Source organism: Bacillus sp. JAS24-2 (assembly GCF_008274905.1).
GTDB lineage: Bacteria > Bacillota > Bacilli > Bacillales > Bacillaceae_G > Bacillus_A > Bacillus_A cereus.
Window position 1 is genome coordinate 4,091,166 of record NZ_CP031068.1, and the last position, 26,397, is coordinate 4,117,562.

The following is a 26,397-nucleotide window of genomic DNA, read 5'->3' on the forward strand; positions in this document are numbered from 1 at the left end:
CACTCCTCCTTTATAATGTAAAAGACTATGCACAAAAGTATCCCTTGTTTAGAAGGAGAGGATTACTCATATGAAAATTGTTAAAATTTCCCCTCGTGGTTATTGCTACGGTGTTGTCGATGCAATGGTAATTGCACGTAATGCTGCATTAGATAAATCATTGCCGAGACCCATTTATATTTTAGGTATGATTGTTCACAATAAACATGTTACAGACGCTTTTGAAGAAGATGGAATCATCACATTAGACGGTCCAAGTCGCTTAGAAATTTTAGATAAAATTGATTCTGGTACTGTTATTTTCACAGCACACGGTGTTTCTCCAGAAGTTAAACAACGCGCAAAAGAAAAAGGTTTAACAACAATCGATGCCACTTGCCCAGATGTTACCAAGACGCATGACCTTATCGAAGCTAAGAAAGCGGAAGGGTATCATGTCATTTATATCGGTAAAAAAAATCATCCAGAGCCAGAAGGCGCAGTTGGTATTGCACCTGACATCGTTCACCTTATCGAAAGAGCCGATGATTTAAAAACATTAGAAATCCCAACAGATAAAATTTTAGTAACAAATCAAACAACGATGAGTCAATGGGATGTTCAACATTTAATGGAGGACATTCAAAAAAAATTCCCAACAGCAGAATTCCATAAAGAAATTTGTTTAGCTACTCAAGTTCGCCAAGAAGCTGTCGCTAAACAAGCTGATGTTGCAGACTTAACAATTGTTGTTGGTGATCCGAAAAGTAACAATTCAAATCGCTTAGCACAAGTATCACAAGAAATCGCGGGTACAAAAGCATATCGAGTTGCTGATGTAAGCGAAATTCAATTAGAGTGGCTACAAGGTGTAGAAAACGTAGCTGTTACAGCAGGTGCTTCTACTCCAACGCCAATTACGAAAGAAGTTATCGCTTTCTTAGAGCAATATGACCCAATGAATCCCGCTACATGGGAAAGAGTTCGAAAAGTACCGTTACAAAAAATATTACCTCGCGTGAAAGTGAAAAAAGAACAATAATAAAAACCGTTGCTTACATGAGCAACGGTTTTTATTTTTCTTATACAAATATAAATGGATCTGTATGTAACTGCGAAGCATGAATGTGTACATTGAGTTTCTTTGCATCCACTTTTTCTTGTAATTGCTTTTGCACACCTTGTTTCATTACTTTTTCAACATTATGTCCCGGGTCAACTATATTTAAACCGAGCATCATCGCATCATGAGCAACATGATAGTACATGTCACCAGTTACATATACATCTGCTCCTTTAAATTTCGCTTGGTTTATATATTTATTACCATCTCCACCAAGTACAGCTACTTTACGCACTTTATCATCTAACTTACCGACAACTCTTGCCCCATTCACGTCTAATGATTCTTTCACATGTTCTGCAAATTGACCAAGCGTCATTTCTTCTTGTAAGTATCCTATTTTCCCCAGGCCTAACATTTCACCTTTATTATCAAGCGGGTACACATCGTATGCTACTTCTTCATATGGATGTGCCGTTACCATTGCTTTAATCACTTTCCGCTGTAATGAAACTGGAATAATCGTTTCGATTCGCACTTCTTCTACACGTTCTAACTGTCCAGTTTCCCCGATATAAGGGTTTGTCCCCTCTTGAGGTACAAATGTGCCTGTACCCTCGCTACTAAACGTACAGTGGCTATAATTGCCGATATGACCAGCACCTGCGTCTCCTAATGCTTTCCTTACTTCTTCTGCATGAGTGACTGGCACAAACACAACAACTTTTTTCATTTCTTCTGCATATGTCGGTGCTAGAACTTCTGTATTTTGCAATCCTAACGCCTCAGCAAGTAAATCATTTACCCCGCCCTTAGCAACATCCACATTTGTATGCGCTGCATAGATTGCAATATCATTTTTAATACACTTTTCAATAATTTTCCCATACGCCTTATCTGTATGAATCGCTTTTAACGGGTTAAAAATTAAAGGATGATGAGCAATAATGACATTTGCCCCTAATTGAATTGCTTCATCCACAACTTCTTCCGTTACATCTAACGCAATCAATACGTGCTGCACGGGTTTATTAAGCGCTCCAATCTGCAGGCCAATCTTATCTCCTTCCATCGCCAAATGCTTCGGATACATACTTTCAAATAAAGAAATAATTTCATGGCCGTTTGGAATTTTACTCATGATAAAACCTCCCCTATCATTTTCATTTTCGCTTCTACTTCCCCACGCTTCGCTTTTGTTTCTTCAGAATCAGCCGCACGTTCCAACTGTTTTAAAATATTTTGGAAGTTTTTTAATTCTCCTTCCCATTTTTCAACGAAAGCCTCACTTTTTTCTTTTATTAAAAATGGTCCCATAAACAATTCAGCTTGTTTATTTTCAGAGTAAGGCGCTACAACATTTCCGCGCTCCCCTACTAAAATTTCGTAAATTTTCCCATCTTCTTTTACGATTTTTTCATGGATAAGCTCCCAACCATTCTCAATAAACCATTCACGAATATGATGCGCTGCAATATTCGGCTGTAAAATTAAACGTGTTACACCTTCTAATTTTTCTTTACCACTTTCTAAAATGTCACGAATTAACGCTCCGCCCATTCCGGCAACCGTAATTACATCTACTTCTCCTGGCGCTATAACAGCTAATCCATTCCCTTTACGCACATCTACTTTATCTTGTAAACCACTTTCAGCTACAGTTGCTTGCGCAGAGCGAAATGGTCCATCTACAACCTCTCCTGCAACTGCTTTTGTAGCAATATTATTTATAATTGTATAACACGGTAAATACGCATGATCCGATCCAATATCAGCAACTGTAGATCCTACTGGTATTTCACGTACAACTTCTTCTAATCGTTTTGAAAGCTTTACTTCATTCATGTATTTCCATTACTCCTTCTCTTGTCAGTCTGTCTCCATGATAATGAATTTACAGTAGTTGTTGCAAGCCCATAACAACAATTCACCGCTCTATCATTCATCGTATTTTAGAAAATATAGAAAAACAAGCCCTTTGCATAAGCAAAAGGCTTGTCATACGGAACTTTATTTTTTCTTCGATAACCAATCAGCTACTTTAGCGGCTTGATCAGCTGGAACTATATTGGCAGGCATATTGCCTTTTCCTTTCGAAAGAATTTCTTTAATTTCATCCTTTGAAAGTTTCCCACCAATTTTTTGTAAGTTAGGTCCAACTGCCCCTTGTAACTGATCACCATGGCAGCTCGTACAGCTTTGCTTCACAATATCCTCTGGCTTTGATGCTGTTTGTGCTGGCTTCCCGCCATTTTTTGCATCAGCTAACTCTTTAGATTTATTTAGCCCCTGAAATGAAAATACAAACATAACGATAATACCCAATGCTGCAATAAGAGCGAACGGAATCAGCGGATTACGTTTCATATCTCTTCTCCCCCCTCTATACCCCTAAATAGTTAGATGATTCAGTCATTTCCATTGTACTTGAAAACGCTCTATCAGAAAAGAGTAAACTACCACTTGTTAAAAATATTCCATAAATTCAGTTTATTGTTTTTTATTGTCATATCGCTTATTATTTCGATAATTATTAACGTTTCTCATCATATTTTTCGCTTTTCTACATATATTTTTGTATATAATAAACAAAATTAATCGAAAAATCGAAAAATGAGCATTTGCAAATCAAAAGACAATTCTGTAAAATAAATTACAAGAAATTGTAATCGTTGCCCATAGCTAAATTTTAACAAAAATTAACAAAATAAAAAAGTTTACTTCACAAAAGTGAAGTAAACTTAAAAAATAACCTATTCTAAGAAATCCTTAAGACGCTTACTACGGCTTGGATGTCTTAATTTGCGAAGTGCTTTTGCTTCAATTTGACGAATACGCTCTCTCGTTACGCCGAATACTTTCCCAACTTCTTCAAGCGTACGAGTTCGTCCATCATCTAAACCGAAACGAAGACGTAGAACATTTTCTTCACGATCTGTTAGTGTATCTAACACATCTTCTAATTGTTCTTTTAGCAATTCATAGGCTGCATGGTCCGCAGGCGATGTTGCTTCTTGGTCTTCAATAAAGTCACCTAAATGAGAGTCATCTTCTTCACCAATTGGTGTTTCAAGAGAAACTGGCTCCTGTGCAATTTTTAAGATTTCACGTACTTTTTCTGGAGCAAGATCCATTTCCTCACCAATCTCTTCAGGAGATGGTTCGCGACCTAAATCTTGTAATAATTGACGTTGTACACGAATTAACTTATTAATCGTTTCAACCATATGAACTGGAATACGAATTGTTCGCGCTTGGTCTGCAATGGCACGTGTAATAGCTTGGCGAATCCACCAAGTTGCATACGTACTAAATTTGAAACCTTTACGATAATCGAACTTTTCAACAGCTTTAATTAGACCCATATTACCTTCTTGAATTAAGTCTAAGAAAAGCATACCACGGCCTACATAGCGCTTTGCAATACTTACTACAAGACGTAAGTTTGCTTCTGCAAGACGACGTTTCGCTTCTTCATCGCCTTCTTCAATACGCGTTGCAAGTCGAATTTCTTCTTCTGCAGATAGTAAGTCTACACGACCAATTTCTTTTAAATACATACGAACAGGATCGTTGATTTTAACCCCAGGTGGTACACTTAAATCATTGAGGTCAAACTCTTCTTCTGTTTTTGTAATTTGGCGATTATTAGGGCCTTCTTCGTTGTCATTATCACCAACTAAATCAATGCCTTGTTCACCTAAATATTCATAGTATTCATCCATTTGATCGGATTCAATTTCAAATCCATTCATGCGTTCTGCAATCTCTTCATATGTAAGAACGCCACGTTTTTTTCCGAGCTCAGTGAGTTGTTCTTTCACTTGCTCAAGGGTCATTTCAGTTTCAATTTGTTTAGAACGAGCTGGTTTGTCAGCCATCTGTTCCCCTCCTTACGCGAGATACAAACATTCATTATACTAAAACTTTATCAAAAAAGCTATTTTCTCGCTTTTTGATTTTGTAAATATGCTACATAATATTTAGCAGCCTCTACAGGATCTGTTTTTTCCATTTGTTTCACTTTAAAGATAATTTCCATCTTTTCAAGTTTTTCCTGATGCCGTCTAAGCGTCTCCAAATGGCCTTGCAACACTTCTTCTGTGTATTCTGGATTAATAAATTCATCCGTCGAAATATCAGTGATAATATTTTTCAACTTTTCATCAGAGAGCCAACTTAAAAATGTTCCAACTGAAGGTTCATTTCCCTTTTCATAATATGCGTATAGTTCATATAAAATCCCTTTATGTTCTTCTGTATGAAAATCTTCTATATGGGATTCCATACGAACAGCTACTTCTGCACTTTGCAACATATGGTAAATAATTTCTCTTTCCGCTCTTTCAAAACCTGTTAACTTCGGTTTTGTTTGAACGACTTGAGACGGTTTAGCAACCTGCTTTATTTGTTTTTGCTGTACCTTTTGTTCTTTGCGATATTGGTGCAATTGGTTCAAAAGTGTTTCCATTGAATACGAAAATTCTTGCGATAATGACTTCAAATATGACTCTGCCTGCATCGCATCTTGTAACAACGATAACTCTTTTAAAACACTCTTCACATATTCTTCTTTGCCAGACTCATCTTGCAAATTTTTCCCTAAACGCAAATAATTTATTTTAAAACCAACAAAACTCACACTTGATTTCACAAGATTTTCAAAAGCAGTAGTCCCATATTGTTGCACATATTCATCAGGATCAAGCTTATCTGGCAAGGATGTGACTTTCACTTGGCAACCAACTTTTAGCAATAATTGCCCTGCTTTCATCGTCGCTTCTCGCCCTGCTTTATCACCATCATAGCAAAGAACAACAGTTTCAACGTTACGTCGCAGAAGTTTTGCTTGTTCTTCAGTTAAAGCTGTTCCCATTGTCGCAACAGCTTCTTCCACACCACTTTTTACCGCAGCTAGTACATCGGCATATCCTTCGAAAAGAACCACTTGCCCACGCTTTCTAATAAACGGTCTTGCTTGGTGGAAGTTATACAACAATTTACTTTTGTGAAAAATCGGTGTTTCAGGGCTATTTAAATATTTCGGAGTGTCATCTCCTAACGCCCTTCCACTAAACGCTATCACCTTACCTTGTAACGTATAGATCGGGAACATAACTCTTCCACGGAAGCGATCATAATGACTACCATCCTTCTCACTTCTTATTAGAAGGCCAGCTTGTTCCATACTAGACAGCGATAAACCTCTTTTTTGTAAAATTTTCGTCGCTGCATCCCAAGCAGGTGATGCATAACCAATTTCAAACTTCTCAATCATCTCTTTCGTAATACCACGGTTTAATAAATATGAAAGTGCTTCATTTCCCTCTTCCGTATTTACTAATAAATGATGATAATACTTTTTCAATAATTCATGAGCTTGTTGCATGATGACAGTGTCATCAGATATGTCTTCTTGTTGTCCTTGCCCTGATGTATACTCTGCAACCGCAATTCCATTTCTTTCGCCTAGCTTTTGAACAGCCTCGGTAAAAGCCAGTCCTTCCATTTTCATTAGAAAGGAAAATACATTTCCACCTTCTCCACATCCGAAGCAATGAAAAATTTGCTTATCAGATGAAACAGAGAATGAAGGAGAATTCTCACCATGAAATGGACAAAGGCCGAAATAGTTACGCCCCTGTTTTCTAAGTTGAACGTATTCACCAATGACTTCTACAATATCGGATGATGTCCGAATCTGTTCAACAACTTCTTCGGGAATTCTGTTCCCCATAACTCCATCTCCGTGTCGTATTTTGTATTCGATATAAATTAAAAAATTCCTTTATAATTCGACAATATTTTTCTAAACTTGTTAGAAAGTGTTGCCGATTACATTGTATAAACGATTTTGAACCTTTCCTATAGGTCCTTTATCTGCATAAATCGCATATACATACTTGCTATATAAAATTGTATACATTTGCTCATCTGTTACAAATGTATCTCTTAGAAACAATACATATACACCTTTTTATAAGAAGAGTAGCAAGCCACATATACTGTTTGATCTTGAGATTTGTAACTTTTTCATGTTGATCCATATAACGATCAACTCCATTTTGTTCAGTATCTACAAAGATCCAATTGCCTTGCTATTTCCTTAAAGGATGAGCATATGATGCGACAAACAAAATTCCGACATGAAATTCCGCTCCAACTTGCACAATTTCAGCCTTCACGGGATATACATCTACACCAACTAATATGTTGTTGATGCTTTGCATATTTCTGTATTCTACATCCCTTCTGCGAATCCTTCCATAATGTGCGTTTTCTTGTATAGATTTTGTCGATTTAACGTAATTACATGTCTTTTTCGTAAATCCTATCCCTAGTTTATTCTGAAAAATTAAAGTCTAAACGTAAAATATAGGTTTTTATCACAATTTTTTATTATAATATATTTTCTTCAACTACGCTACATATCCCTTTATTTTTTCATCTTACATTTCAGGATGACAAACTCACACCTTGAATATACTAAAAGACAAAGGAGTATAAGTATAACCATTACACTACAATCTATTACAAAATCCATAGGTATCATATTTCACACGAGCGAAAAAAGCACATTCACCTTTGGTAAATGTGCTAAAACATTTTTTGGTTTTGCACTGCATTCACAATAATATTTGCTGTTTCTTCAATCGCTTTATTCGATACATCGATTACTTGGCAATTTATTTTACTAATTACTTCCTCAAAATGATTAATTTCTTCTTGAATACGATTAATATTTGCATATGTTGCTCCATCACTTAATCCAAGTGATTTTAATCGTTCTTTTCGAATATGATTTAACTTATCTGGCGTAATTTTCAAACCGAAACATTTTTCTTTTGCCACTTGATATAGTTCTTCAGGTGGGTCAACTTCTGGCACGAGTGGTACATTCGCAACTTTCAAGCGTTTGTTATGAGCTAAATATTGGGAAAGTGGTGTTTTTGATGTACGCGAAACACCAATCAACACGATATCCGCTTTTAAAATACCTCGTGCATCTCTGCCGTCATCATACTTCACAGCAAACTCAATCGCTTCAATCTTTTTAAAGTATTCTTCATCTAACCTACGGACAACGCCTGGCTCATATCTCGGCACTTGCCCCGTAATTTCTTCAATTTGATCAATAAGAGGGCCGATAATATCGTATGCCTCTACCCCTTCTTTTGCAGCCTCTGTTACTAAATATTTGCGCATATCAGGCTTAACTAACGTAAAACATATAAGTGCTTGATTACTCTTAGCAATCGAAATCACTTCTTTTAGTGTCCCTGTATCTTCTACATATGGTACACGTCTAATATCAGGAGCAAACGGGAATTGCCCCATTGCTGCTCGAACAACCAAATCAGCCGTTTCCCCTACAGAGTCAGATACGACATATACGATTTTATTATCCATTACATTACCTCACTTTAAACAAATTACACTTATTCGTTATTTACTAAATTTACAAACGCACGTGTAATATTTGTTTTTGTAATTCGCCCAATCACTTCTAAACCTTGTTTCGTATCTTTTACAACTGGCATTGCATCAATCTGTCTTTCTATTAATTCCATCGCAATATCATATAAAGAATCCTCTCTACGACACATCGCAATGTTTGGCATCCTTGTCATGATAATATTAACCGGAAGAGAGGTTAAATCCTGCTTTCCTAAGCTCGCTCTTAATAAATCTTTACGAGACACAACACCAACTAATAGAGTCATCTGATCTACAACGAACAATGTACCAACGTCCTCTAAAAACATCGTACAAATTGCATCGTATACGGAAACATTTTTATCAATTACAACCGGTCTAGATTGATAATCTTGTACTTTAATTTTCTTAACAGCTTCAGATAATAGCTGCCCCCCAGTTTTACCCGTATAAAAATAACCTACGCGTGGACGTGCTTCTAAATAACCAGCCATCGTTAAAATTGCTAAGTCTGGTCTTAGCGTCGCACGTGTTAGACCCAATTGCGCTGCAATTGATTCCCCTGTAATAGGACCGTGATCTTTTACAATCTGAATGATATGTTCTTGCCGTTTATTCAGCTCTATGATAATCACCACCTTTAATGCACAACGAAAAAAGTTATACTATCTCTTAAATATTATATACTAAATATGCTATTCGAAAAAGAAAGTATGTAAAAAGGACCGTATACGGCCCAAAATTATATTTGAAACTTATCAAGTTGTTCTAAAAAACGTCTTGATTTCAAATAAATTCCGCAATATTCATCATAATATGTATTCAATACTAAACGCATTTGTTTTTTTGTGCTATCCTTTACCGATACATTTCCGAGCCTATGTAAATCGAAATGGAAGAAAAGACGTAATAATTTATGAACAGCTTCTCCTACCGGTATACGATACGGGTCTTGCTCTGCATGACGTGAGCACAGAAAACCGCCTTCCCTAACGGAGAAGGCGACAAAGTCTGTTTCTTGATGACAAATCGCACATGTATCAAAGTACGGGCGCATCCCTAATACCGGAAGCATTTTCGTTTGATAAATTAATGATAATACTTCTGGATCAACACCCTCACACATATAATGCAACGTTTGATATAACATTTCAAATAAATACGGATTATGTTTTTTATCTTCTGTTGCTTTATCAGTTAATTCAACAATAAATGATGCATAAGCAGTTAAAAATATGTCCTCGCGAATTTCTTTCATAGTTGAAATAATCTCGCCTTGTTGCAATGTTCCAAGCCCAGATCCCATTTGAATAAGAAACTGGCCATGTGTCATTAATTGCGACACAGATGCTAATCGGCTTTTCGGTTTTTTTGCCCCTCTTGCCATTGCACTTACCTTACCAAGTTCTCTTGAGAATATTGTAACAATCTTGTTCGTTTCTCCGTAATCTGTCGTACGGATAACGATGCCCTCAACTTTTTGAAACATGTTCGTCACCATCCAAGGTTTGAACAAAACGGGTCAAGAAATTGGAGAGTCTAGATGCGCTAGCTCCTCTTCATGTTGATCCATCTCATCGTTTACGTCTTTTTCCATTTCTTTCAAAAGCAAGTACGTTTCAATGCTTCCTGTTTTGGAGAAAAACTTCCAGGTAAAATCTAGCATAAGAATCCACCTTTCTCAATAAGCGTAGCCTATAAACCAATTTCCTTTGTTGTTATTAAATTGACCCATTTTGTCCATTTTCATGTGAGAAAAATTTTTCCTAATTTATCAAAGTTCATAAAAACCAATAATCAGTGGATGAACCAACCATCCACTGATTACAGCTTGACTCTATTTTAGTACTCATCCTCGCGGAAACCTAGGTCACGAAGCTGAGACATTTTATTACGCCAATCTTTTTGCACTTTTACCCATACTTCTAAAAATACTTTAGAACCAAGTAGCGCTTCAATATCAAAACGAGCTCGCTTACCAACTTCTTTTAACATTTTCCCTTGTTTTCCGATGATGATTCCTTTTTGTGATGCACGTTCAACAACAATCGTTGCATTTATATAAACTGCCCCGCCCTCACGCTTTTGAATCGCATCGATAACAACAGCCACAGAATGCGGCACTTCTTCACGTGTTAAATGTAGTACTTTCTCACGAATAAGCTCTGCAATAATAAATCTCTCCGGATGATCCGTTACTTGATTATCTGGATAGTATTGTGGTCCTTCTGGTAAATACTTTTTAATTGTTCCAATTAAAGCGTCCACATTATTACCGTCTAACGCAGAAATTGGTACAATTTCTGCAAACTCATGTAGTTTACGATATTGATCAATTAACTCTAGTAATTGCTCTGGATGAAGTTGGTCAATTTTATTAATAACTAAAAATACTGGTTGTTTCGTTTCTTTTAACTTCTCGATGATGAATTCTTCACCACGACCAAAGCCTTCGACAGCATTAACCATAAACAGAACGATATCAACTTCTTTTAATGTCGTTTGCGCCATCTTCACCATGAAGTCGCCTAGTTTATGTTTAGGTTTATGTATTCCTGGTGTATCAATGAAAATAACTTGTGCATCATTTTCTGTATATACACCTTGAATTTTATTACGAGTCGTTTGTGGCTTATCACTCATAATAGCAATTTTCTGGCCGATAATACGATTTAAAAATGTAGATTTCCCAACATTCGGTCTGCCAATAATAGAGACAAAACCTGATTTATAACCTTTTCTATTCATGTAAATCCTCCGCTAAAAATGCTCCTGGTAACAATTCTCCGACTGTCGTCTCTTGAACGTCACCATGTAAATTTGTTAAGTATACTTTCGTATCCTGTTTACATAATTCTACCATAACTTGTCGACATGCTCCACAAGGAGGTACTGGGCGCTTTGTATCTGCTACAACCGCAATGGCTACAAATTCTTTATCTCCTTCAGAAACCGCCTTAAATAAAGCTGTTCTTTCAGCACAATTACATAAGCCATATGATGCATTCTCAACATTACATCCACGATATACTTTTCCATCGCGCGTTAATAGTGCTGCACCTACTTGAAATTTAGAATATGGTACGTACGCTTGTTTACGCGCTTCGATTGCTTCTAGAATTAATTGTTTACTATTCATATTCCCGCATCCTTCCTGTTCACAGCTATGAAGAGGTACACTCTCTCATTAAAGCCCCTTACGGCACTTCCAAAGCTTAATAAAAGCTTCGGAATGCAACTATACCATATACGGTAAAAAGATAATAGCACCAATTATAACAGCTATAATTGCAAACAATAAAACCGCTCCTGCGGCAACATCCTTTGCAATTTTTGCAAATGGATGAATATCGGCAGTCGCTAAATCTACTGTTTTTTCCACAGCCGTATTTACCATTTCTAAACTCATTACACTCCCTATTACAATAAGTAATATCATCCACTCTGTTCTCGTAATATGGAAATAAAAGCCGCAGCATATAACAATGACTGCGGCTAAATAATGGATTTTCATATTTCGCTCATGACGAAAACAAAAGAATATACCAGCTATAGCATATCCAAAACTATCTATAAGTTTTCCTTTTTTCATCGTCCTAATCCAAAAGCTTCTAAAATTTCTTTTTGTCTTCCGAACATTTCTTTTTCATCTTCTTCTGTCATGTGATCATAACCAAGTAAATGTAAAAAGCCATGTAACGCCAAAAATCCAAGTTCACGATCGAAAGAATGTCCGTACTCTTCAGCTTGCTCTTTCGCCCTTGGAATAGAGATAATAAGATCACCTAACATGCGCGGCATCTCTGCACCAACAATCTCCATTTCTCCTTCTCCCATTTCTTCCATCGCAAAGGATATTACATCTGTAGGTTGATCTTTATCTCGGTAATCACGATTAATTTCTCTAATGCGCTCATTATCTACAAATGTCACCGATACCTCCGCACCATCCTCGATATTTTCCATTTGAGCTGCTTTTTCTAACACTTCACGAATTAAACTCATATACGCTTCTTTTACTTCTTCTGTTTCATCAATAAAATCAATTAACAAACTCATTCTTTCTCCTTTTCTTCCGGAAGTTCCGGATATGTAATACGCGAATGGAAAATACCATTTAACGTTTCACACAACGTTTTTCCAACGATTTGTAGTTCCTTAAACGTCAAATCACATTCACTAAATTGACCGTCTTGTAGTCGATCTTTAATAATACTTTGCACCAAATTATTAATTTGTTCTGGCGTTGGGTGATTCATAGAACGTACCGCAGCTTCTACACTATCAGCAATACCAACAATTGCCGATTCTTTCGAAGTTGCTTTTGAACCTGGATAACGGAACATCTCTTCTGTATATTTTTCTTTATCTTCTTTAATAGCTTTATAATAAAAATATTTCAGTAACGTTGTACCGTGATGTTGCCCAGCGATATCAATAATTTCTTGTGGAATATGATATTCTTCGAGCATTCTTACTCCATCCGTTACGTGAGCAATTATAATATCTTTACTTGTTACAGGATCTAATTTATCATGCGGGTTTTCAATTCCCATTTGGTTTTCAATAAAAAATTGCGGTTGTACTGTTTTTCCTACATCATGATAATATGCCCCTACACGCGCTAATACACCATTTGCCCCGACTGCTTCACAAGCAGCCTCAGAAAGATTCGCTACCATTACACTATGATGATATGTCCCTGGCGCTTCTAACAAAATTCTGCGTAAAAGCGGATGATTTGGACTTGATAGTTCCATAAGCTTCATGCTTGATACGATTCCAAGTCCACTTTCTAAATATGGTAAAATCCCCATAGCCAAAACGGATGATATAATCCCTGAAAGTGAAGCCATTAATAATTGCGTACCAATTTCAAGAGGCGAAAAATTCCCATTACGTAATAATAAGAGCGCCGCCAATACGACTACATTTAATACAGAAACGAGTATACCAGCTTGTAAAATCATTGTACGACGATTTTTTTCTCGCAAGAAAATACTAACCGATAATGAACTTAACAATACGTAAATCCCTACACTATAATTTAATGTACTCGTTACTCCTTCATTAAACATAATACTTCCGCATACAGAAAAAATCATACTCGTTAAAAAGACAAATCGATCACCAATCATTAGTTTTACAAGTATTGTTCCCATCGCAACTGGGACAACATATGCAATCCCCGCGTATTCAAGTTTTTGAAACAAACTAATGATTTTCATTAAGACGATTGTGATAGACAAAATTGTAATATACGCTAAAACATACGGTCTATCTTCTCTTTTTCTCTTTAAAAATAATTCAAATTGTTTATGCATAAAGTATAGTAACACACCAATGAGTACCGCTAATCCAACATAAGGTTGAAAGCCGTTCCCTTTTTCTAACAAACCAACTAATTTCAACTGATTATACACATCACTTGAAATTGTTTCACCTTCTCTAACAAGAACTTGTCCTTGAAGAATATAAACAGGTGGAACTAAATCTTCCTCTGCTTTTCTCTTCTCTTTCGTTAAGATCGGGTCATAAAAATAGTTTGCTGAAATTGCATATCTTCCTAGCGCCTTAATTGACTCTTTTAAACCATTATCAACATTAACACTATTCATCTCACTTACATATCGTTCTTTCGCATCTTTCAATTCGTCCATTTTAATATGCTCAGTCATGATACTATTAATCGCTGTGACCGCAGCATCTTTCGCTAATACTAATTGGCTCGAATCTGCATTAATCAAACTTAGTAAGTTTGAATCAGATAATTCTTTCGTTAAGTCAGCGGGTAGTTTCTTTTTTAACTTCTCCACTTTCTCAGCATCAGTCATCTTTTTTTGATCATCCGGTCCAACAGCTTTAATCTCTTGCACCACTTCATCCACTTTAGCAAAGACGTCATTCACAATATCAACTTTGTTTTGTTTATACTCACTTTTATATGTATATTGATCTTCAACTTTTGTAGCGGCTTCTTTTTTCTTTTTATCCGTTGTAACTTTATCTTCAATTTTTATAGGAGAATGGATTGTCTTTTTCGCAATAGAATACATATTAACATCTAATTGCTCTGGTTTTACATTATTCATAAGCGCAAAAAACAGCACTGCTCCTAATACAACGTAAGAAATCCAACTTAGTTTTTTCGAATGTTGTAAATTACGAAACCACTTAGAAATTTCTTGAGATCTTGACATGATTTCAATACCTTCTCCTCTCCAGAAATAAAGTGAAACTATTTATAGCTTTCATTTCTTCTACCAAACGATACTTTGAGGCAACATTTTATACACTAGTACCTATAGTTTATTTTCCTTATCTTTCATGATAGTAAAAAATATGACGTTCGCCAACCTTATCATACAAAAAGAAATGATCCTGACAAATAGGATCATTCCATTTTATCATATGCCTCAATAATACGTTGCACCAATGGATGTCTCACAACGTCCGTTTGTTCTAATGTAATAAATGACAGACCTGATACACCAGATAAAATATTAGCAGCTATAGATAGCCCTGATTTTACCCCTTTTGGCAAGTCTACTTGTGAAGGGTCCCCTGTAATAACCATTTTAGAACTAAAACCTAATCTTGTTAAAAACATTTTTATTTGAGCACCCGTTGTATTTTGAGCCTCATCTAAAATAACAAATGAATCATCAAGCGTACGCCCCCTCATATAAGCAAGCGGCGCGATTTCAATTACTCCTCGCTCCATCATACGCTGCGTATATTCTTGTCCAAGAATATCATGTAAGGCATCATATAATGGGCGTAAGTATGGATCTACCTTCTCTTTCAAATCCCCTGGTAAAAAACCTAAATTTTCTCCAGCTTCTACAGCAGGTCTTGTTAAAATAATTTTCTTTACATACCCTTGTTTTAAAGCCCTCACAGCCATTACTACAGCTAAGTATGTTTTTCCAGTTCCTGCAGGCCCTATCCCAAAGACAATATCATTCTTCTTCATCGCATGAATATATCGTCTTTGCCCCATTGTTTTTACACGAATGGATTTACCTTTTGCAGTCTTGAAAATTTCTTCTTCATATAACTCTTCAAATTGAGCAATTTTCCCTTGTTGTGCAAGCTGAATTGCATACGCAACATCTCTCTCTGAAATTGATATACTTTTACGAATTACAACAAGTAATTGCTGTAAGATTTTTTCTACGAGTGTCACCGTTTCAACTGCCCCAGATACATGAACAGTTTCTCCTCTAGTTACGATCGATACATTCAGTTCTCGTTCAATTACTTTTAAATGTGCATCATTGACTCCAAAAAGAGCGATTGCTTCGTTAGTATTTTCCAATTGTTGGTTCATTTCTACTAATTGTTCTGCCATTACTCAGTCTCCTTGAATATCGGATTCGGATATTGGTTGTGGCTCTGCAATATTTTCAACCACAGTATAATGCAATGTGACCTTTAGTTGACCCGCCTCAACCTCTTTACTCAAAATCTTATCACTTACAATCATAGCATGTTCATCCAATTTTTTCTTTAGTTCTTTTTCGGCCATCTCTTTCGCTACTTTCAGCGCTTGCTTTTCTGTATATTCTCGATTCGCTTCTTCCTCTTCTCTCACAACATCTTTTTCATATGCAATCGGCAGTGTAAAACCAAATAATTTCACATCATGCTTTACACTTTCAGTACGAGAGCGTTTATACTTATCATGCTGAAATCCCCATATTTTTATTTTCGTATCCCCAAATTTAAGAAAATGTTCATTGTATACATTACCAGTATACACTTGGAATTGCGTCTTTAACGGGACATCCACCTTAGATGTATACCACGTTTCTCCATACACAATACCTTTCGCTGAAACAATCGTCGGACTTTCCTCATTACCATATATTCCTGATACGAGAATCTGCCCTTTTTCTACATGATCATTTTTCAGTACAACCGGCTTTCCAACTTCTACGAACGTCTTTGTAATAATCGCTTCTTTTTTTGCTACTAAATTTTGCGGCCTTTGTTCCTTTTCTTTCTTCGGTTCGTTTTTTTCAACAATTTTAAAATGATACGTCGTTCCTCTTACTTCTAGTCCCGCCCAAGTAATGGCATTAATATTATCTGTCAAATGGCGTTGTACATCTTCTACATTCGGCATTTGAAATTGTAGTTTCCCTTTTTTAATACCCATTTTATCCAATTCTTTCATCAATATATATTCCGTTTCAGGTTTTGCTCCTGTAATTTCAATTTTCCAAACCATATTTGACATTGCAATCACACCAAAAAAGAAAATTAAAAAACCAATTAAAAATCCACTATTTTTAATTAAACGCTTATTCCAAAAAGGAAAACCATAACGTCCAATAAAATATAATTTACATTCATTTTTTCTATAAATTGGTTTTATTTTTTTCACATCGCGTAACAACATACAAAAAACTAACGTTTCATCAGCTATCTTTTTAACATCCCAAACTAATAAATTCCTCCGTACACATTCATTAACAAACCGTTCCGCTCCTCTACCTTCAATTCGCACTTTTACATATCCAAGCCACTTTATAAACCATTTATTTTTCATTTACCACCTTCACTACCTTTCTAAAAGTAGATATACTACTTTTTATTTGAAACATTAAAATAGCTCGTACTAAAATGAAACCGAGTAAAACTGTAATCAGTCTCTATCAACGGAACTTTTACAGGATAAAGAAGAAAAACTTCACAAATGGAAGTTTCACTTCAATCACCTTTTTTTTCATTTTCTAAAAATGTTACTTGCTCAATTATCCCTTCGAGCAAAAGCTCTTCTGGAAGAATCGTTTTAATAACAAAGGATTGTCCTTTAATTAATAATTGACCGTGTTTTAAAAGCAATCGCACTTCTTTATCTGAAAACACTAATAACCCCCGATGATTTTCTATATAAATATGTATTTGCCCAACAAGAGTAATCCGAGGTAGATCCATTAATACATCCACTGGTAGGTCTACTTGTTTTGTCAACCAATTTTTCATTTGTTCTAATTTCTTCATCTCGAAAGACCCCCTCTCATCCCATATATATGTATTTCTTCACAAGTGCCTATCGTGTTATAACGACTTCACTAACATAACTATATTCTGTAAGAGTTCATATCATGTTAATTAAAACAGTCGCTATATGAAATCATATTTGTCAGGACAATGATGGATCAGAGGATGTTACCTTTAATAATAGAAGTATTAATACAAGAATATGCGCCCCTACAGAATATCAGTACAAGTTACATTAAGAAATTGAGCCTAGCGAGAAGTTAGAAACTTGAAAAAAACTGTTACAATTCGTTCTGGATGTGACATACTGACCATAGAATAAGTAGTTGTCATTTATTGGACAAATGAGATAAAGTGAAACTTTAATCCCCCCTCACCAATCGGGCTGCCCGTTAATGAGGGATAAAATCAAAAAAAAAGAAAATTTCTCCACTCTGAATGTTACGTTGTAAGTAAGAATATTTTATAGATGGTTGTTATATGAATTTCAAAAAATATTAGGGTTCATTAAAAAATGAATTAATAAATGAGGAAATACGAAAGTAAATTGGCTTTAGTCAAGAAATTTCGAATGTTATAAAACAAATTATCGACAGTAATATCCGGCCATTTTATGCAACTGATGCAAAATCTAAAATAGTTAGAATCTCTTTCGTTACCTTTGAGGATTATGCTGAAGAGCAAGCTATAAAACTTCAATCTGATTTTCAGAAGGTTCGGTACTTAGCTTTTATTTGCGAAAGAAGTTTTAGTCAAGGAAGTAAGAATAGGTGTAGAATCGGAATTATACAAGGAAATAATAAATTGAAACTTTAACTAGAGGGGTTTCTATCACTTATAGAAACCCTTTTTAAGCAATATAGCGTTTCTCCTTAATAAGAACAATAAAAAAACGTCTCATACGAAATGAGACGTTTTTTTACGCTAATAGCTGGATAACCAGCTTATTCACAAGTGATCCGTCTGTTTTACCTTTTACTTTCGGCATAACAGCAGTCATCACCTTACCCATATCTGCTTTAGAAGTCGCACCAACTTCAGAAATAACTTGCTTGATTACATCAACTAGTTCTTCTTCAGTTAATTGCTCTGGCAAATATGCGCTTAAAATCTGAATTTCACTTTGCAGTTTATTAACAAGGTCTTCACGACCAGCTTTTTTAAATTCAAGGAGGGAGTCCTTATACTGTTTTACTTCACGAGCTAAAACTGTTATTTCCTCTTCTTCAGTAAGAGTATGTTGCAGTTTAATACCTTCATTTTGTAAAGCAGCCTTAACCATACGAATAACGGTTAATTTTTCTTTTTGTTTATTCTTCATCGCTTGTTTCATATCATCGTTTAAACGACCGAGAAGACTCATAACTTACACCCTCTCTTAGAATTTACGCTTTCTTGCCGCTTCAGATTTCTTCTTACGTTTTACACTTGGTTTTTCATAAAACTCGCGCTTTCTTGCTTCAGCAAGTGTACCAGTTTTAGAAACCGATCTTTTAAAACGGCGAAGTGCATCCTCCAAAGACTCGTTTTTACGAACGACTGTTTTTGACATTCTCTTTCCCTCCCTCCGAAACATCACACTTACATACTAACTTCAGCATGCAAAAAGAAACACTTCTTCAGCATGTCTTTTACGATTATAATACATTTTATCACTTCAGGTCAACTATTTGGCAGAATAAAAGAAGAATAGAAGCATTTCCTTTTCAAAAGTTATGCAAATAGCTAGTATCCTTTACTGATGAAGACAACTATATTTTTATCATTTCATCTTTTTTCATACAGGGATGCATGAAACGCCTCCCCACCTTATAGTACTTAACCGCTTCAAATAAAGAAAGCATGCAAACCGTTTCCGGTTGCACGCTCTTTTTATGCGCTAGCTGATTCTTTTTTTACATCATCTTCAAGAACACGAACAAATTGCGCTTCGTTATATGGATAACCAGCTTTCGTAATTTTCACTTTCACTAGCTTACCAATTAATTCTTCTGATCCTTCAAATACAATTTTCAAGTAGTTATCTGTATACCCTACATATAACCCTTCACGGTCGCCGTCTTTAAATTGCTCTTCTGGAATGATTTCAAGCACTTCACCTTCAAACGCTGATGCATATTCTTTCGCTAATTGATTAGATAGCTCAATTAAACGATGAACACGATCATTCTTCACATCTTCAGGAACTTGATCTTCCATGCGTGCTGCAGGTGTTCCTGTACGTTTTGAGTAAGGGAACACATGTAACTCAGAGAAGCGGTTCTCTTTAATGAAATTGTATGTTTCCATGAATTCTTCTTCTGTTTCACCTGGGAAACCAACGATTACGTCAGATGTAATCGCAAGGCCTGGTAACGCTTCTTTCAAACGATCTAAACGCTCTTGGAAGAACTCCATCGTATATTTACGACGCATACGTTTTAATACAGTATTAGAACCAGATTGCAACGGAATATGCAAGTGGCGTACAACTACTTCAGATTTATCTAACACTTCAATTACTTCATCTGAAATTTGACTCGCTTCAATAGAAGAAATACGAAGACGTTTTAATCCGCCTACTTCCGCTTCCATATCACGAAGTAATCCAGCTAAGTTATAATCTTTTATGTCTTCGCCGTATCCACCTGTATGAATACCCGTTAATACGATTTCTTTATAGCCTGCATCCACTAATTGTTGTGCTTGTTTAATAACTTCTTTTCCATCACGAGAACGCATTAAACCACGCGCCCAAGGAATGATACAGAATGTACAGAAGTTATTGCAACCCTCTTGTATTTTTAAAGACGCACGTGTACGATCCGTGAAATAAGGTACATCAAGTTCTTCGTACACACGTGTTTTCATAATATTACGGACAGCATTAATTGGTTGACGCTCTTTACGGAATTCTTCGATGTAACCTAACATCTTTTCACGATCCTGTGTACCAACTACAATATCTACACCCGGAATCGCCATAATTTCAGCTGGAGATGTTTGTGCATAACATCCCGTTACGCAAATAACTGCATCTGGATTTTGACGCACAGCACGTCTGATTACTTGACGGCTTTTTTTGTCCCCAGTATTCGTTACTGTACATGTGTTAATAACATATACATCAGCTTTCTTTTCATATTCTGTTCTTTCATAACCACCTTGTTTAAACAATTGCCAAATGGCTTCTGTTTCATAGTGGTTTACTTTACAACCTAACGTATGGAACGCAACAGTTGACATTGATCATCACCCCATCAATTCAAAATGATACGAAGCAGCACTTAACGCGTATAACGGCGCCGTTTCTGTTCTTAAAATTCTTGGTCCTAAACTACATGGTACAAATTTATGTTCACGAAGCGCTGTAATCTCTTCCTCAGCTAAACCGCCTTCTGGGCCAAATACAATCAATAGCTTTTGACCTGGTTTCATTGTCGTTAAAGCTTTCGCAAAATTAGATTTCTCACCTTGTTTTGCTTCCTCTTCGTAAGCAACAAGACAAACATCATACTCACCACTCATTGAAAGCAATTGCTTAAATGATGCCGGAGCATGTACTTCTGGAATTTCACTTCTATGTGATTGTTCCGCAGCTTCTTTCACAATTTTTCTTAAACGCTCAACTTTTTTATCAGCTTTTTTCGCATCCCATTTTACGATAGAGCGAGATGCTTGAAATGGTAAGAATGCAGCCGCCCCAAGCTCAGTTCCTTTTTGAAAAATTAACTCTAGCTTGTCTCCTTTTGGCAGTCCACTTGCAATCGTCACGAAAACAGGAAGTTCACTTGACGCCTCTACCCATTCTACAATAGCCGTATTAATAAATTCACTGGTAATTTCATCAATTGAACATACTGCTGTTTTTCCGTTTACACAGCAATAAATATGATCACCAGCTGACATACGCATCACTCTTGCGATATGATGTACGTCATCACCTACAATGCGAATACTTGTCTCATTTACATATTTCTCTTCTACAAAATAACGTTGCATATAATCACCTTAGTAGAGTTTCGTTCCTTTCGTAAGTCAACACTTACGAAAAGAACGAAACGTTATCATTTTTCATATAACAAACGGCAAGTCTCTCACCTTATAGTGAGAGACTCCCCTTTTCATTATAGACTAAAATCTATATTACGCATTTCGTGCAATAATTGCTACCCAATCTTCCATTCGTAACACTTCTTCAATTGTAAATCCAGCTTGTTCTAACGCCTCAGAAATTACTTTTTCCTTCGCAGCAATAATGCCCGATGTAATAAATAATCCACCTGACTTCACAACTCTTGCTGCATCTTCAGGGAATAATAGAATAATTTCTGCTAATAAGTTAGCTACGATTAAATCAACAGGACCTTCAATGCCTTCTAAAAGACTATTTTGTCCAACAGACACGATATCATCTGTTTTATTTAAACGTACATTCATTTCTGCACTTTCAACCGCAACCGGATCTAAATCATATGCTTGAACAGAAGACGCACCTAATTTTGCAGCCGCAATACTAAGTACACCAGAACCTGTTCCTACATCAATAATAGTGTCACCTGGCTGTACTGTTTTTTCTAAAGCACGGATACACATCGTTGTTGTCGGATGAGTTCCTGTACCAAACGCCATACCCGGGTCTAATTCAATGATTTTTTCATCAGGAGAAGATGGTGTATATTCTTCCCAAGTCGGTACGATTGTGAATGTATCAGAAATTTGTACTGGATGGTAATATTTTTTCCAAGCAGTAGCCCAATCTTCTTCATTGACTTCGTTAACGGTAATATTTCCAGTACCAATTTCGATGTCGTAAGATGGAAGCACATCAATAGATGATTTTACACCTGCAATCGTTTCATGTAAAGAATCCGTTTGCGGGAAATACGCTTTTATTAATACACCTTCCGCCGGATATTCATCTGGGTTCAATGCATAAATTTCACCATATTGTTGCTCGCGCTCTTTCGTTAACTCCGCTGGATCCTCAATCGCAACTCCACTAGCACCAGCTTCATGTAAAATATGAGAGACAGCTTCTACTGCTTCTTCTGTTGTATGAATACTAATTTCTGACCATTTCACAATTTACCAACTCCATTTTTTATTTCCATTATTCCCCTTTGAAAGCACGTTTAAGCTTTCCGAATAAACTATCATCCTGCTCTTCTTGTCCTGCAAATTCACGTAATAAATCTTTTTGCTGCGAAGTCAATTTCGTCGGTACAACAACACGAACGACTACATATTGATCTCCTTGGCCGTATCCACGTACGTTCGGAGCACCTTTTCCTTTTAAGCGGAATTCTGTTCCAGTTTGTGTTCCTGCTGGAATTTTCAGCTTCACTTTACCATGAACAGTAGGAACTTCCACTTCATCACCAAGCGCCATTTGCGCAAATGTTAATGGCATTTCGCAAATAATGTGATCTCCTTCACGCTCGAAGAATTCATGATTTCTTACATGAACGACAACATATAAGTCTCCTGCTGGTCCGCCATTTACGCCGGCTTCACCTTTTCCAGACACACGAATTTGTTGACCATTATCGATACCCGCTGGAATTTTAACATTGATTTTTTTACGTTTACGAACTTTACCTGAACCGTGACATGTCGTACATTTTTCTTTAATAATTTGTCCAGTTCCTGAACAATGACCACAAGCTTGACGGTTTACGATACGACCAAACGGTGTGTTTTGTTCTACACTCACTTGACCAGAGCCTGAACAATGTTTACATGTTTCTTTTGAAGTTCCTGGTTTTGCTCCACTACCTTTACAAGTATCACATGGATCTTCTACTGGAATTTCCACATTTAATTCCTTACCAAAAATAGCTTCTTCAAAATCTAAAGTGACTTGATATTGTAAGTCAGCACCTTGGCGCGGAGCATTTGGATCACGACGTCTGCCGCCGCCACCGCCAAAGAAAGAACTAAATATATCTTCAAAACCGAAGCCACCGCCGAAGTCTCCTCCGCCGCCAAATCCACCGAATCCTTGATTTGCACCAGCATGACCAAATTGATCGTACTGTGCACGCTTTTGATCATCACTTAACACTTCGTATGCTTCTTGTACTTCTTTAAACTTTTCAATTGCATTTTCTTCTTTGCTTACGTCTGGATGGTATTTTTTAGCCAAACGACGATACGCTTTTTTAATTTCATCTGTTGAAGCGCCCTTGCTAAGTCCAAGGACCTCATAATAGTCTCGTTTACTCATAAATTTACAACCCCCGAATCTTTCACATAAACGTAATTTTAACACCGAAAGAAAGTGCTTTGCAACAAAGTTTCCTCACTTACAGTATGCAAAGCGAAAAACTTAAGATTCTCACACATCGCTTCTCATTCGTGAAAAAAGCCAAAGTCAAGGCACGCTTGACTTTGACTTTTTGTCATCTTACTTATTATGTTTACAGTTGAATTACTTGTCTTCTTTTACTTCTTCAAACTCAGCGTCAACTACATTGTCTTTCTTTGCGCCAGCGTCTTGTGCACCTTGCGCACCTTCTGCTTGACCGGCAGCTGCTTGAGCCTGCTCGTATAATTTAACAGTTAATTGTTGTACGATTTCTTGTAAAGCATCTTTTTTCGCACGAATTTCTTCAAGCTCGTTTTTCTCAATTGCAGCTTGTAATGCTTCTTTCGCTTCTGTTGCTTTTGCAACTTCAGCTGCATCTACTTTACCTTCTAAATCTTTTACAACTTTGTCTGTTTGGAATACAAGTTGGTCAGCTTCGTTACGAAGTTCTACTTCTTCCTTACGTTTTTGGTCAGCGTCAGCATTTGCTTCCGCTTCTTGTACCATACGTTCTACTTCTTCATCAGAAAGACCTGAAGAAGATTGGATTGTAATAGCTTGCTCTTTGCTTGTTCCTAAGTCTTTCGCACGTACGTTAACGATACCGTTCGCATCAATATCGAATGTTACTTCGATTTGTGGAATACCACGTGGTGCTGGTGGAAGGTCAGTTAATTGGAAACGACCTAACGTTTTGTTGTCAGCTGACATTGGACGCTCACCTTGTAATACGTGAATGTCTACTGCTGGTTGATTATCAGCAGCTGTCGAGAATACTTGTGACTTACTTGTTGGAATTGTAGTGTTACGCTCGATTAATTTCGTGAACACGCCACCCATAGTTTCAATACCTAAAGAAAGTGGAGTTACGTCTAATAATAGAACGCCTTCTACATCACCAGTAAGTACGCCACCTTGAACTGCAGCACCTAATGCTACAACTTCATCAGGGTTTACACCTTTATATGGCTCTTTACCAGTTTCACGTTTAATAGCTTCTTGTACAGCTGGGATACGAGTAGATCCACCAACAAGAATAACTTTATCTAATTCGCTTGGAGCAAAACCAGCGTCTTTTAATGCACGACGAGTTGGCTCTAATGTTCTTTCAACAAGACCTGCTGAAAGCTCTTCGAATTTCGCTCTTGTTAACGTTAATTCTAAGTGTAATGGACCAGCAGCTCCAGCACTAATGAATGGTAATGAAATTTGAGTTTGTGTTACACCAGAAAGATCTTTTTTCGCTTTTTCAGCTGCATCTTTCAAGCGTTGAAGCGCCATTTTATCTTGGCTTAAATCAATGTTATTTTCTTTTTTGAACTCAGCTACTAAGTGATCGATGATAACTTGGTCAAAGTCATCGCCACCAAGACGGTTGTCACCAGCAGTTGAAATAACTTCGAATGTGCCGTCTGCTAACTCAAGGATAGATACGTCAAATGTACCGCCACCTAAGTCATATACTAAGATTTTTTGTTCTTCGTCTTGTTTTTCTAAACCGTAAGCAAGTGCTGCTGCTGTTGGCTCGTTAATAATACGCTCAACTTCTAAACCAGCGATACGACCAGCATCTTTCGTTGCTTGACGCTCTGCATCGTTGAAGTATGCAGGTACTGTAATAACAGCTTTCGTTACTGTTTCACCTAAGTATGCTTCAGCAGAAGCTTTTAAGTTTTGTAAAATGATTGCAGAAATTTCTTGAGGTGTATAATCTTTACCTTCAACTTCTACTTTGTAGTCTGTACCCATATGACGTTTAACAGACATGATTGTATTTGGGTTTGTAATTGCTTGGCGCTTTGCAACTTCCCCAACTTGACGTTCTTCATTTTTGAAAGCTACAACAGAAGGTGTTGTACGGTTTCCTTCTGGATTTGGGATAACCTTTGGTTCTCCACCTTCCATAACAGCTACACAAGAGTTTGTTGTACCTAAGTCAATACCGATAATTTTACTCATGGCGAATCCTCCTAGTTTTATGTAAATTATTGATTTACTTTTACCATTGATGGGCGAATCACACGGTCTTTTAGTTTATAACCTTTTTGGAATTCTTCCACAACCGCGTTTGATTCAAATTCACTATCTTCCACTTGCATAATAGCTTGGTGTTCATTAGGATCAAACTGTTTACCAACAGCTTCAATCACTTCCACACCTTCTTTAGTCAGCGCTTCTAACAATTGACGATGCACCATTTCCATACCTTGTAACAAGGATTTCGTTTGCTCATCAGTCGCTTCCACTTGCATTGCTCTTTCAAAATTATCAAGAGCTGGCAAGATGTCTGAAACTAGACTTTGTGCTCTATATTTTTCAGCAGCCTGTTTATCCATTTGGACACGGCGCTTATAATTTTCAAAATCAGCTTGTAGACGTAATGTGCGACCTTCCGTTTCCGTTAGTTTCGCTTGTAGCTCATCTACTTTTTCTTGTAAAAGAGCAGCCTCACTTTTTTCTTCTACAGTTTCTTCACTGTTTTCTGGCGTGACAGCTTCTTCAACTTGCGCTTCTTTTACTTCTTCTACCACTTGTTCGTTACGCTCTTCCACAATATTCACCTCCTTAAAAGGTATTAGGTATCATGCATAGCATGATTACCTAAGCATTATATATT

The 26,397-nt window shown here is 36.7% G+C and carries 27 protein-coding genes; 1 reads left to right on the forward strand and 26 read right to left on the reverse strand.

Annotated elements, in window-relative coordinates:
* Positions 1-70 precede the first annotated feature (70 nt).
* Positions 71-1,021: a 4-hydroxy-3-methylbut-2-enyl diphosphate reductase gene (locus tag DN407_RS21240; RefSeq protein WP_000706659.1), complete on the forward strand. Its 951-nt coding sequence runs from the start codon at positions 71-73 to the stop codon at positions 1,019-1,021.
* Between the two features lie 40 nt (positions 1,022-1,061).
* On the opposite strand, the gene DN407_RS21245 is transcribed toward DN407_RS21240, so the two are convergent.
* The 26 genes from DN407_RS21245 to grpE all read right to left on the reverse strand — a co-directional run bounded on the left by DN407_RS21245 (position 1,062) and on the right by grpE (position 26,332).
* Positions 1,062-2,183 carry a Nif3-like dinuclear metal center hexameric protein gene (locus DN407_RS21245; protein ID WP_098508171.1) on the reverse strand — a complete coding sequence of 374 codons (1,122 nt, stop codon included), beginning with the start codon at positions 2,181-2,183 and terminating at the stop codon, positions 1,062-1,064.
* Positions 2,180-2,887: a tRNA (adenine(22)-N(1))-methyltransferase gene (locus DN407_RS21250; protein WP_001006544.1), complete on the reverse strand. Its 708-nt coding sequence runs from the start codon at positions 2,885-2,887 to the stop codon at positions 2,180-2,182. Before DN407_RS21250 ends, DN407_RS21245 begins: the two co-directional genes overlap by 4 nt.
* Before the next feature lie 165 nt (positions 2,888-3,052).
* The gene (cccA, locus tag DN407_RS21255) at positions 3,053-3,409 is read right to left on the reverse strand and encodes a cytochrome c550 (protein ID WP_000828141.1); all 357 of its coding nucleotides are present in this window, start codon (positions 3,407-3,409) and stop codon (positions 3,053-3,055) included.
* 386 nt (positions 3,410-3,795) lie between these two features.
* Entirely contained in the window at positions 3,796-4,923 is a 1,128-nt protein-coding gene (gene rpoD / locus DN407_RS21260) for an RNA polymerase sigma factor RpoD (RefSeq protein ID WP_000764066.1), read from the reverse strand.
* Between the two features lie 59 nt (positions 4,924-4,982).
* Entirely contained in the window at positions 4,983-6,779 is a 1,797-nt protein-coding gene (dnaG, locus tag DN407_RS21265; RefSeq protein WP_000528221.1) for a DNA primase, read from the reverse strand.
* A gap of 81 nt (positions 6,780-6,860) precedes the next feature.
* Positions 6,861-7,004, reverse strand: a complete 144-nt coding sequence (locus tag DN407_RS31695; RefSeq protein WP_000479733.1) for a hypothetical protein — start codon at positions 7,002-7,004, stop codon at positions 6,861-6,863.
* A 635-nt stretch (positions 7,005-7,639) separates the two neighbouring features.
* Complete coding sequence (locus DN407_RS21270) at positions 7,640-8,452, reverse strand: pyruvate, water dikinase regulatory protein (RefSeq protein WP_000368937.1); 813 nt, start codon at positions 8,450-8,452, stop codon at positions 7,640-7,642.
* Between the two features lie 29 nt (positions 8,453-8,481).
* The gene (ccpN, locus tag DN407_RS21275) at positions 8,482-9,114 is read right to left on the reverse strand and encodes a transcriptional regulator CcpN (RefSeq protein ID WP_000583756.1); all 633 of its coding nucleotides are present in this window, start codon (positions 9,112-9,114) and stop codon (positions 8,482-8,484) included.
* A gap of 107 nt (positions 9,115-9,221) precedes the next feature.
* Positions 9,222-9,968: a DNA repair protein RecO gene (recO, locus tag DN407_RS21280; RefSeq protein WP_000487013.1), complete on the reverse strand. Its 747-nt coding sequence runs from the start codon at positions 9,966-9,968 to the stop codon at positions 9,222-9,224.
* Between the two features lie 33 nt (positions 9,969-10,001).
* Positions 10,002-10,145 carry a YqzL family protein gene (locus DN407_RS21285; protein ID WP_000883924.1) on the reverse strand — a complete coding sequence of 48 codons (144 nt, stop codon included), beginning with the start codon at positions 10,143-10,145 and terminating at the stop codon, positions 10,002-10,004.
* 176 nt (positions 10,146-10,321) lie between these two features.
* Complete coding sequence (gene era / locus DN407_RS21290; protein WP_001080229.1) at positions 10,322-11,227, reverse strand: GTPase Era; 906 nt, start codon at positions 11,225-11,227, stop codon at positions 10,322-10,324.
* Positions 11,220-11,618: a cytidine deaminase gene (locus DN407_RS21295; protein WP_001086282.1), complete on the reverse strand. Its 399-nt coding sequence runs from the start codon at positions 11,616-11,618 to the stop codon at positions 11,220-11,222. The genes era and DN407_RS21295 overlap by 8 nt, the downstream gene beginning before the upstream one ends.
* A gap of 99 nt (positions 11,619-11,717) precedes the next feature.
* On the reverse strand, positions 11,718-12,071 hold the full coding sequence (locus tag DN407_RS21300; protein ID WP_000715469.1) for a diacylglycerol kinase family protein: 354 nt from the start codon (positions 12,069-12,071) through the stop codon (positions 11,718-11,720).
* Positions 12,068-12,538 (reverse strand): rRNA maturation RNase YbeY, encoded by a 471-nt coding sequence (ybeY, locus tag DN407_RS21305; RefSeq protein WP_000054679.1) that lies wholly within the window; start codon positions 12,536-12,538, stop codon positions 12,068-12,070. Before ybeY ends, DN407_RS21300 begins: the two co-directional genes overlap by 4 nt.
* The gene (locus tag DN407_RS21310) at positions 12,535-14,679 is read right to left on the reverse strand and encodes an HD family phosphohydrolase (RefSeq protein WP_000091514.1); all 2,145 of its coding nucleotides are present in this window, start codon (positions 14,677-14,679) and stop codon (positions 12,535-12,537) included. The genes ybeY and DN407_RS21310 overlap by 4 nt, the downstream gene beginning before the upstream one ends.
* Before the next feature lie 194 nt (positions 14,680-14,873).
* The gene (locus DN407_RS21315) at positions 14,874-15,833 is read right to left on the reverse strand and encodes a PhoH family protein (protein ID WP_000840520.1); all 960 of its coding nucleotides are present in this window, start codon (positions 15,831-15,833) and stop codon (positions 14,874-14,876) included.
* 3 nt (positions 15,834-15,836) lie between these two features.
* Positions 15,837-17,036 carry a sporulation protein YqfD gene (gene yqfD, locus DN407_RS21320; RefSeq protein WP_000792499.1) on the reverse strand — a complete coding sequence of 400 codons (1,200 nt, stop codon included), beginning with the start codon at positions 17,034-17,036 and terminating at the stop codon, positions 15,837-15,839.
* A gap of 161 nt (positions 17,037-17,197) precedes the next feature.
* Entirely contained in the window at positions 17,198-17,491 is a 294-nt protein-coding gene (yqfC, locus tag DN407_RS21325) for a sporulation protein YqfC (protein ID WP_000732269.1), read from the reverse strand.
* A 919-nt stretch (positions 17,492-18,410) separates the two neighbouring features.
* The gene (locus DN407_RS21335; protein ID WP_000054562.1) at positions 18,411-18,854 is read right to left on the reverse strand and encodes a GatB/YqeY domain-containing protein; all 444 of its coding nucleotides are present in this window, start codon (positions 18,852-18,854) and stop codon (positions 18,411-18,413) included.
* Positions 18,855-18,869: 15 nt separating this feature from the next.
* A complete protein-coding gene (gene rpsU, locus DN407_RS21340; RefSeq protein WP_000048061.1) occupies positions 18,870-19,043 on the reverse strand; it encodes a 30S ribosomal protein S21 in 174 nt (57 codons plus the stop codon).
* A gap of 320 nt (positions 19,044-19,363) precedes the next feature.
* Positions 19,364-20,716 carry a tRNA (N(6)-L-threonylcarbamoyladenosine(37)-C(2))-methylthiotransferase MtaB gene (gene mtaB, locus DN407_RS21345; protein ID WP_000108679.1) on the reverse strand — a complete coding sequence of 451 codons (1,353 nt, stop codon included), beginning with the start codon at positions 20,714-20,716 and terminating at the stop codon, positions 19,364-19,366.
* 6 nt (positions 20,717-20,722) lie between these two features.
* Entirely contained in the window at positions 20,723-21,472 is a 750-nt protein-coding gene (locus DN407_RS21350; RefSeq protein ID WP_001190159.1) for a 16S rRNA (uracil(1498)-N(3))-methyltransferase, read from the reverse strand.
* Positions 21,473-21,616: 144 nt separating this feature from the next.
* On the reverse strand, positions 21,617-22,555 hold the full coding sequence (gene prmA, locus DN407_RS21355) for a 50S ribosomal protein L11 methyltransferase (protein WP_000872103.1): 939 nt from the start codon (positions 22,553-22,555) through the stop codon (positions 21,617-21,619).
* Between the two features lie 28 nt (positions 22,556-22,583).
* Positions 22,584-23,699, reverse strand: coding sequence for a molecular chaperone DnaJ (dnaJ, locus tag DN407_RS21360; RefSeq protein WP_000043947.1), 1,116 nt, complete (start codon positions 23,697-23,699; stop codon positions 22,584-22,586).
* Positions 23,700-23,903: 204 nt separating this feature from the next.
* Positions 23,904-25,739, reverse strand: a complete 1,836-nt coding sequence (gene dnaK, locus DN407_RS21365; protein WP_000034700.1) for a chaperone protein DnaK — start codon at positions 25,737-25,739, stop codon at positions 23,904-23,906.
* Between the two features lie 26 nt (positions 25,740-25,765).
* Complete coding sequence (grpE, locus tag DN407_RS21370) at positions 25,766-26,332, reverse strand: nucleotide exchange factor GrpE (protein WP_000392711.1); 567 nt, start codon at positions 26,330-26,332, stop codon at positions 25,766-25,768.
* Positions 26,333-26,397 lie beyond the last annotated feature (65 nt).